The sequence below is a fragment of the Massilia sp. UBA6681 genome (assembly GCF_002454935.1).
Lineage (GTDB): Bacteria > Pseudomonadota > Gammaproteobacteria > Burkholderiales > Burkholderiaceae_D > Telluria > Telluria varians.
The window spans coordinates 1-8,361 of the sequence record NZ_DKJX01000041.1 but is presented as its reverse complement, the minus strand read 5'-3'; the positions used below and the strand labels follow the sequence as shown (position 1 = coordinate 8,361).

Here is an 8,361-nt window from a genome sequence, read left to right as displayed (position 1 = left end):
ATTCGCACTGCGAATCTTCACTAGCTCCGCGCGCAGGACGTTTGCGATACATCAAAGTCCAGAATCCTTCCTTCGTTGTCAATTTTGACCGCACCTACAATACATGGATGGAGTTCGGCAGACTGCCGCCCGGCGACTTGCGGAGGACATCATGTTCAGCAAACTTCTTGCGGAATTCATCGGCACGTTCTGGCTGGTCCTGGGTGGCTGCGGCAGCGCAGTTCTGGCCGCCACCTTCCCGGAGGTAGGCATTGGCCTCGCCGGCGTTTCGCTCGCATTCGGCCTGACCGTCCTGACCGGCGCCTATGCGCTTGGCCCGATTTCTGGAGCGCACTTCAATCCTGCCGTCTCCCTCGGCTTGTGGGCGGGCGGCCGCTTCCCCGCGCGCTATCTCGCGCCCTATATGGTCAGCCAGGTGGCCGGCGCGGTTGCGGCTGCCGCCGTCCTGTACCTCATCGCGAGCGGCAAGGCTGGATTTGACGTCCAGGCAGGGTTTGCGGCAAATGGCTACGGCAGCCACTCGCCAGGAAACTATTCGCTCGAGGCGGCACTGGTATGCGAACTCGTGATGAGCTTCATGTTCGTGCTCGTGGTCCTGGGCGCAACCCATGCGAGCGCGCCGGTGGGCTTTGCGGGCATCGCCATCGGTCTTGCGCTCGCCCTGGTGCACCTGGTCAGTATTCCGGTCACCAACACCTCGGTCAATCCTGCGCGCAGTACCGGCCCGGCCTTGTTCGTCGGCGGCTGGGCAATCGCGCAACTATGGCTGTTCTGGCTTGCGCCGCTCCTGGGCGGCGCCCTTGCCGGGGTGCTGTACCGGACCGTCCTGCAGCGCGACCTGAGCGAACCTGTGGTGAGCGGGCAGCCGGGGCCGGAGAGCGGACTGGTTCCCCATACCTGACCGGCCAGCTAATTGGCGGACAGTTCCACCATGTAGGCTGCCGCCAGGCGCGCGAATTTCAGTGCGTGGGCAGTCTGGTTGCCCGAGTTGGCCAGGGTGTCCTTCGATGTGTGGATGTGCGGGTTGTCGCGCGCCATCGATGACTCGAAGGGCATCGACGCCGGATAGCCCTGCGCATCCCAGCTCGCGTGGTCGGAACAGCCGTACCCACACCTGTCGTAGCCGACCGTGAGTCCGGGCAGGTAGGCGCCGATCAGTTGGGCGAGAAAGGCGTTCTGCTGGCTGTTCGTGTAATCGGTGATCAGGTAGATGTCGTGTGCCGCACCCTTGTAGTTTGTCATGTCGAGCTGCAGCACGCCGGCGACCTTCCTGCCCGCTTGCCTGAACTGGCGCGCAATCTCTTGCGAGCCACGCAATCCCGCTTCTTCCGCCGCGTAGGCGATGACCTGGATTGTGCGGCGCGGACGGTAGCCGCTTGCAATCATGGCGCGCAGGGCCTCGGTCATGCTCGCCACGCCGGACGCGTCGTCGTCGGCGCCCGGCGCGCGTGCCGTCTCGCTCATCCCGATACCGATGATCGAATCCAGGTGCGCCCCGACCATCACGGATTCTTCCGCAAGGTCCGACCCCGCAATGGTCAGGCTGACCGACGGCTGGGGGTAGCCCTGGTGATGGACCTGCATCACCGAGATGTCCGCGCGGCCGGCAGCGAGTTCGCGCCAGGTCGCCAGCAGCCAGTTCGATGCGTCGACACCCGACTGGCTCCGGAAATAGCGGTTGGTAAAACCGCTCAGGCTCAGGATGCTCGCCTCGATCTGCTTCTCCTGCATGCCCGCCAGCATGGGCTCGACCAGTTCGCGTTGAGCGATCGCATATGCGCGCGCCGGCGCCAGGACGCGGCGCCGGTCGAGCGCCGCACGGGCCTCGGCTTCGCTACTGTGATACATGTAGCCGCCGCACTGTCCCAGGCGCTGGTGGATGGCGCCGGCAATCTTCGCGAGCCTGCCTTCATCGACGACGATGGCGTGTACCTTTTCCGCAGGCAGTTGGCGGCTGTCGATCGACACCGCATCGGGGGCGATCGTCTTGACTTGCCGATAGGCCGCATCGCCGATGGTGATCCAGGCCCTGCGTTTCATCGACGGGCCGGCGCTCGCGGCAAGGCTGAGGCAAAGGGCGAACAACAGGCAGAGCTTGGGCAGGCCGGACTTCATCGTATTTCCCCTTGGCATGGCAAGCAAAAATGCTAGCAGTCTGTTCTAGCAAGCATTTGCCACACCTCAAGGTATTCAGAATAGTCTTGCCCTGTCCACCTTCCGCTAGCTGAACGGTAATCGTGCGGCGATTCCTACAGTGGCTCGGAGTCTTCTCCTATACAGCCCCACTGTTTCGGCGCGCATGATCGGTCCATCGGTTCAGCGAAGCGAAGGAGGAATCATGAAATCGAAGGAAAAAAGCCTGGGTGGCGACAACCGTTCGCGCGGTATTCACAAGCCGAAAGGCGTGACGGTTGCGGAAGGGAGCATGCAGACGCGCGCACCCGGCGCCGTGATGCGCGGCGGACCAGAATCGCCTTTCCCGATGGCCAACACCGGTTCGCAGCAGTCGGACACGAGCGGCCGCGGCCAGCGCGGTGGCGCCGGCTCGGTCCACCAGGGCTGGAGCGCACGCCAGCGCGGCCAGCGCATGCAGGCGCAGGCCGAGCAGAATCGCCTGGGTGAAGCCCAGCAATCCGGTGCGGGCGGCATGGAGCAATACCAGCATGCAGGTTCGCAGCAATCGGACTCCGGCGTGGGGGGAGCGAAAGGCCTGCAGGGACGGCCCGACCAGCCGGCGTCGGACTTCGGCAGCAAGCCGAACAAGAAGAATCCCGGCAGCTGAACGCCGGCGCAAACACATTGCGAGCCCGGGTTTCCCGGGTTTTTTTACGCCTCGACGCCGACCGCAAGCAGCGCGGGAACGATGTTCCGTCCCAAACTGCGGCACAATGCACCTGTAGCCTTGGCATTTCAACCATGACAGGAGAAGCATGAACGAACAGGTCGCACGCAATGTCGTACTGGTACGCGCCATCGAGTCCGCCGACGTCAATCACACGGTGCTGAGCGACGATGACCGCAAGTACGCAAGCCGCAGCGCGAAGGAACTCGCCGCCTGGCAGGCGGCCGACAGCAAGAGCGCCGTCACCCAGCAGCATTTCCTGCAGCAGCGCTCCGAGCAGATCCTGAAACGCCTGGGCGAACGCTCGCCCGCCTTCGGCGCATTCGCCAAGCGCCGCCTGGGCCTGGGCGGCGTCTGGCTGGCCCTGCCTTTCCTGGCCTTCGTCTCGGGCGCGGCCATCGACCGCATCGCCGACCCGCACCGCGTCGACCTGCTCTCCGCACCCTTCCTCCTGATCATCGGCTGGAACCTGCTGGTCTATCTGTTCATGCTGGTGTCGGCGCTGATGCGGGTCATCGCGCCCGGCAAACGGCGTGGCTGGGCGAGCCCGAATCTGCTGCGCCGCCTGAGCGTGGGCAAGGCCGCCGTGCCGCGCAAGCTGCCGGCGCCGCTGGCCGAGGGCATCGCTGTTTTCATGGGGGAGTGGGCCGCGCTGAGCGAACCGCTGACCCGTGCGCGCCTGAGCCGCAGCATCCATCTTGCCGCGGCCTTCTTTGCGCTCGGCGCCATCGCTTCGCTGTATGCGCGCGGCCTGCTGACCCAATACGTGGTCGGCTGGGAGAGCACCTTCCTCGACGGCCGCCAGGTCCACACCCTGTTGTCCTGGCTGTTCATGCCGGCGATGAGCGTGTTCCACTTCCTGCAGGGCTTCTCGCTCACCGAGATCGAATTGCTGCGCTTCGGCCGGATGGTGAATGCCGCCAGCGGCGAGCGCTGGGTGCACCTGTATGGCGCGACCTTGCTGCTGCTGGTCGTGCTGCCGCGCCTGCTGCTGGCCGGCTTCGCCGCCTGGCGCGCAAGGCGGCTGGCGCGCAGCTTTCCGCTCGACCTCGACCAGCCCTATTACCGCAAGCTGGCGGACAGCATCGGCGCCGGCGCGCCGGCACTGCTGCGCGTGCTCCCCTACAGCTACACTCTCGACGAAGCGCGCGACCGCGGCCTGTGGGCGATCGCGGCGAGCGCGCTCGGTGCGCAGGCGCGCGTCCAGCTGCGTCCTACGGCCGCCTATGGCATCGATCCGAAGGAAGCCCTGCGCGACACCGCGCTCGACGAAGCGGGCGTCACCGTCACCGCCGTGCTGTTCAGCCTTGCCGCCACGCCCGAGAAGGAAAACCACGGCGCCTTCCTCGACTACCTGAGCAAGCGCGTGAAGCGCGGCGTCGCCGTCCTGGTGGACGAGTCGCCCCTGGTGGAGCGCATCGGCGAGCAGCAGGGCAATGCCGCGCGCGTGGCCGAGCGCAGCGCGCTGTGGCGCCAGTTCTGCAGCTTCCACGGCACCTCGGCCACCTTCGTCAACCTGCTCCAGCCCGACAAGCATCCGCTCGAGCTGGGCGCCGGCCTGTCACTGCCGGAGCTGCGATGAACGCGATGAACCCGGAACCGGTCAAGATCCAGTTCGCGCTGGTCTCGCACACCAACAACGGCAAGACGACGCTGGCGCGCACGCTGGTCGGCATGGACGTGGGCGAGGTGCGCGACGCCGCCCACGTGACCCAGTTCGCCGAGGCGCACCCGCTGCAGCGCAGCGAGGCCGGCGACAACCTCGTGCTGTGGGACACGCCGGGCTTCGGCGATTCGGTACGCCTCTTGAAACGCCTGTCGATGGCGGGCAACCCGATCGGCTGGTTCCTGCGCGAGGTGTTCGACCGCTACCGCGACCGCCCGTTCTGGCTCAGCCAGCAGGCGCTGCGCGCCGCCAAGGAAGAAGCCGACGTCATCCTCTACCTGGTCAACTCTTCCGAATCGCCCCAGGACGCCGGCTACCTGCCGTCCGAGATGAAGATCCTCGAGTGGCTCGGCAAGCCGGTCGCCGTGCTGCTCAACCAGATGGGACCACCGCGCCCCGGCGCCGAGGAATCCGGCGAGCAGGGGCGCTGGCGCCAGCACCTGGCCCAGTTCCCGGTGGTGAAGGAAGTGCTGCCGCTCGACGCCTTTGCGCGCTGCTGGGTGCACGAGCACGTGTTCTACGAAGCGATCGGACGCCTGGTCATCGACGAGAAGCGGCCCGGCTATGCGCGCCTGCTCGAGGCCTGGTCCGCCGCCAACCGCCAACGCTACCTGGGCGCGCTGCGCGTCTCGGCGGAGCAGCTGGCGGCGGCCGCGCGCGATGTCGAACCGATTGCGGAAGAGGGCCGCGGCATGCTGCGCAGCGCGCTCAAGGCGGTCGGCATCGGCAAGGACGAACAGCGGCGGCAGGAGCTGGCGATGGCGGCGCTGGTCGAGCGCCTGAACGCCCGCATCAACGGCGCGACGGCGCGCCTGCTGGCCCTGCACCGGATCGATCCGGGCCAGGCGCTGACCATCAATGCGCGCGTGCGCGACAACTTCGCGGTGCACGCGCCGGTGGACAAGGCCCAGGCCGGCCTGCTCGGCGCGGTGGTGTCGGGCGCGGCGACGGGACTGTCGGCCGACATGATGGCGGGCGGCCTGACCATGGGGGCGGGGGCGCTGCTGGGCGCGATCGTCGGCGGCCTGACGATGGCCGGCGCTGCCTGGGGCTTCAACCAGAGGACGGACCGCGACAAGCCGGGGGTGCAGTTCGCCGATCCCTTCCTGCAGTCGCTCTTGGTGAGCGCCGTGCTGCGCTACCTGGCGGTGGCGCACTTCGGCCGCGGGCGCGGCAACTGGGTCGAAGGCGAAGCGCCGGCCTTCTGGCAGGAGGAAGTCGAGCGGGCCCTGGCCGAGCACGCGGCCGCGCATCCGGACTTGTGGAAGTCGGTGCGCGCCGCGCCGGACGAGGCTGCGGCGGTCAAGCTGGTGGAAGCCGTGCTTCGATCCGCCACCGACGCGACGCTGGCCAAGCTGTATCCCGGCGTCGCGCTGCCTGCGCCGGCCGAGATCGTAAAAGCCTAAGTACTCGACAAGGGCGAGTACTTAGAACTGGTACTGCGCGCTGACGCCCAGGATCCAGTTGCGTCCGGGCGCGGCTTCGTAATAGCGGCGGTTGGCGTCGCCCACGATGACCGAGCCGACGTAATCGCGGTCGAACAGGTTGTTCAGGCGCGCAAACTGCTTGAACCGCCATCCTTTCACTTGCTGGCTGGCCTGCACGCGCGCATTGACGATGGCATAGCCCGGCGCCGGCGTGGCGGTATTCGTGTCCTCCGCATAGACGCGGCTGTTTGCGATCGTCTCCAGCGCGGCGCCGAAGCGGTCGGACTGCTCCTTCCAGCCGAACTCCCCGTACAAGCTGGTCTTCGGGATGCCCGGCAGCCGGCTGCCCTCGGGCACGGCGCCAAAGCCTTCCTCGTAGGTGGCGCGCAGCGCCGTGAGCGCAAGGCGCGCGTTCCAGCCCCCGCCGAGTTCCGCATCCAGCGACAGTTCGCCGCCCTGGCGCAGGGTGGCGCTGGCATTGCGGTAGCTGGTGCGCCCGCCCGATGAGCTGTTAACCACCAGCTCGCCCTCGGTGCGCACCTGGAACACGGCGGCATTCACGCGCACGCCCGGCATCAGCATGGCCTTGACGCCGGCCTCCAGGTGCTTGCCGATGGCGGGGCCGAGGCGGAAGTTGAAGCCGGCGCCGGTGCCCGAGTAAAACAATTCGTTCAGGGTCGGGGTTTCGAAGCCGCGCGCGGCGCTGGCATACAGGTTCAGCGAGGGCGAGACCTTGTACAGCACGCCCACCAGCGGCGAGGTGTGGCGGTAGTCGACGCTGCCGCTGTCGTTGCCGTTGGCGAGGAAGCGGTCGGTGACGTCGAAGCTGATGCGGCTGCGGCGCACGCCGCCTGTCAGTACCCAGGGTCCGCGTTCCCATTCGAGCTGGGCGTAAGGGTCGACGCTACTGACTTCATTCTGTTCGTCGCGTCGCAAATTGCCCTTCACGCCGAAGGTATTGCCGACAAAATTCTCGAAGCCCTGGCGATCGTCGCGCGAGCGCGCCACTTCCAGGCCGACGGTGGCGCGCAGCGTGCCCCCGGCCAGCTCGCGCACGGCGCGCCAGTTGGCGTCGATGCCGTGGAAGTCGCGGTCGAAATCGACCACGCCGCCGGAGTGCGTGGGCGGGGCCTGGAAGCCGCGCGAGAACGACTGGTACTGGATCACGCGGCGGTTGCCGCCATACGCGGTCACCAGCAGGCGGTCGGGGCCGAAACGCTGTTCCCAGGTGAGGCCGAACTGCTGGTGGTCGATGCTCTTGCGGGTGTCGTAGCGCTCGGCCAGGGTGCGCTGGGGCGACTGGGTGTCGGTCGTATCGGTCTCGCCGGCGCGCGGGTCGCGCTGCCAGGTGGCCCAGGTGACGCCCAGCGGATCCTGGGTATCGTCCTGACGCAGTCCGCTCGCGGTGAGCACCAGGCGGCTGTCCTTGTTTGGCTCGACCACCAGCTTGGCATAGGCCTGGTCGCGGGCGGCGGCGCTGTGGGCGCGGTAGCCGTCGGTCTCGAAGCGCGAAGCGTCCAGCAGGTAGCCGAGCTTGCCGCTGCTGCCTTGTGCGTTCACGTCGAGCTTGCGCAGGCCGTCGCTGCCGCTTGAGAAGCTGCTTTCGATGGAAGGCGCGCCCTTGGGATCGCGCGTGAACAGCTGGATCACGCCGCCGGAGTGGTTGCCGTACAGGGCGGAGAAGGGACCGCGCAGCACTTCGATGCGCTCGGCGATGTCGAGGTTGAAGGTCGCGGCCTGGCCCTGGCCGTCGGGCATGGTGGCCGGGATGCCGTCCGCCACCAGGCGCACGCCGCGCACGCCGAAGGCCGAGCGCGCGCCGAAGCCGCGCGAGGAGATCTGCAGGTCCTGCGCATAGTTCTGGCGGTCGCGCGCGACCAGGCCCGGCACCGCGGCCAGGGCTTCGGAAGCGTTCACGCGCGGCTGGGTGTCGCGCAGCTGGGATGCGTCGACGATGTCGATCGCGGCGGGCAGGTCGAAACTCGTATGTGCGGAGCGGGTGGCGCTGACCACCACGACATTGATGGGCGCGCGCGCGTCCTGGGCGATCGCGCACAGTGGGGCCGACATGCATGCCGCGGCGATGGCGGTGCGGCAAAATAGCGGGTGCTTCATCTACTCTCCAATAGCTCATGGCACCCGTGCGACCGGCATGCTGGTTTGGCACGCAATATACCCGGCATTGCCAAAACCGACACGCACCGCACCCGCCAGCACGTCCGGGCAGGGGGGCTTGCGGACTCCGTCGGCGTTTGCTATAGTGCGCGTCCGCTTCGGGAACGCTGCAAGGCACGATCGAAAAAGCTTAACGGAATCAAGTGGTTGCGTTAGCAAGGTCAGCAGGGAAATCTGCAACGAAGCGAACGAGGGGTTGACGAGTTAAGCGAAACACTGCATAATTTCACTTCTCTGCTGCTGACGAACAC

6 protein-coding genes are annotated in these 8,361 nt (G+C 67.1%); 4 read left to right on the top strand and 2 right to left on the bottom strand.

Going from position 1 to position 8,361, the window contains the following annotated elements; genetic code table 11:
* Positions 1–151 precede the first annotated feature (151 nt).
* Complete coding sequence (gene aqpZ / locus B2R83_RS05565; protein WP_292038952.1) at positions 152–901, top strand: aquaporin Z; 750 nt, start codon at positions 152–154, stop codon at positions 899–901.
* 8 nt (positions 902–909) lie between these two features.
* Here the strand turns inward: aqpZ and B2R83_RS05560 are convergent, their stop codons facing one another.
* Positions 910–2,115, bottom strand: a complete 1,206-nt coding sequence (locus B2R83_RS05560; protein ID WP_292038950.1) for a M20/M25/M40 family metallo-hydrolase — start codon at positions 2,113–2,115, stop codon at positions 910–912.
* A 223-nt stretch (positions 2,116–2,338) separates the two neighbouring features.
* Here B2R83_RS05560 and B2R83_RS05555 point away from each other — a divergent pair, with 223 nt between their 5' ends.
* From B2R83_RS05555 to B2R83_RS05545, 3 genes are all read left to right on the top strand, one after another.
* Positions 2,339–2,782 (top strand): hypothetical protein, encoded by a 444-nt coding sequence (locus B2R83_RS05555; protein ID WP_292038947.1) that lies wholly within the window; start codon positions 2,339–2,341, stop codon positions 2,780–2,782.
* Positions 2,783–2,930: 148 nt separating this feature from the next.
* Positions 2,931–4,424 (top strand): DUF2868 domain-containing protein, encoded by a 1,494-nt coding sequence (locus tag B2R83_RS05550; protein ID WP_292038944.1) that lies wholly within the window; start codon positions 2,931–2,933, stop codon positions 4,422–4,424.
* Between the two features lie 5 nt (positions 4,425–4,429).
* Positions 4,430–5,914, top strand: a complete 1,485-nt coding sequence (locus tag B2R83_RS05545) for a DUF3482 domain-containing protein (protein ID WP_292038954.1) — start codon at positions 4,430–4,432, stop codon at positions 5,912–5,914.
* A 21-nt stretch (positions 5,915–5,935) separates the two neighbouring features.
* Here B2R83_RS05545 and B2R83_RS05540 read toward each other — a convergent pair whose 3' ends face one another.
* Positions 5,936–8,050, bottom strand: a complete 2,115-nt coding sequence (locus B2R83_RS05540) for a TonB-dependent receptor family protein (protein ID WP_292038940.1) — start codon at positions 8,048–8,050, stop codon at positions 5,936–5,938.
* Positions 8,051–8,361 lie beyond the last annotated feature (311 nt).

Excerpts from the sequence above, each read along its gene's own strand:
- aqpZ (WP_292038952.1), top strand. The coding sequence starts at position 152 with ATGTTCAGCAAACTTCTTGCGGAATTCATCGGCACGTTCTGGCTGGTC.
- B2R83_RS05560 (WP_292038950.1), bottom strand. The coding sequence starts at position 2,115 with ATGAAGTCCGGCCTGCCCAAGCTCTGCCTGTTGTTCGCCCTTTGCCTC.
- B2R83_RS05555 (WP_292038947.1), top strand. The coding sequence starts at position 2,339 with ATGAAATCGAAGGAAAAAAGCCTGGGTGGCGACAACCGTTCGCGCGGT.
- B2R83_RS05550 (WP_292038944.1), top strand. The coding sequence starts at position 2,931 with ATGAACGAACAGGTCGCACGCAATGTCGTACTGGTACGCGCCATCGAG.
- B2R83_RS05545 (WP_292038954.1), top strand. The coding sequence starts at position 4,430 with ATGAACCCGGAACCGGTCAAGATCCAGTTCGCGCTGGTCTCGCACACC.
- B2R83_RS05540 (WP_292038940.1), bottom strand. The coding sequence starts at position 8,050 with ATGAAGCACCCGCTATTTTGCCGCACCGCCATCGCCGCGGCATGCATG.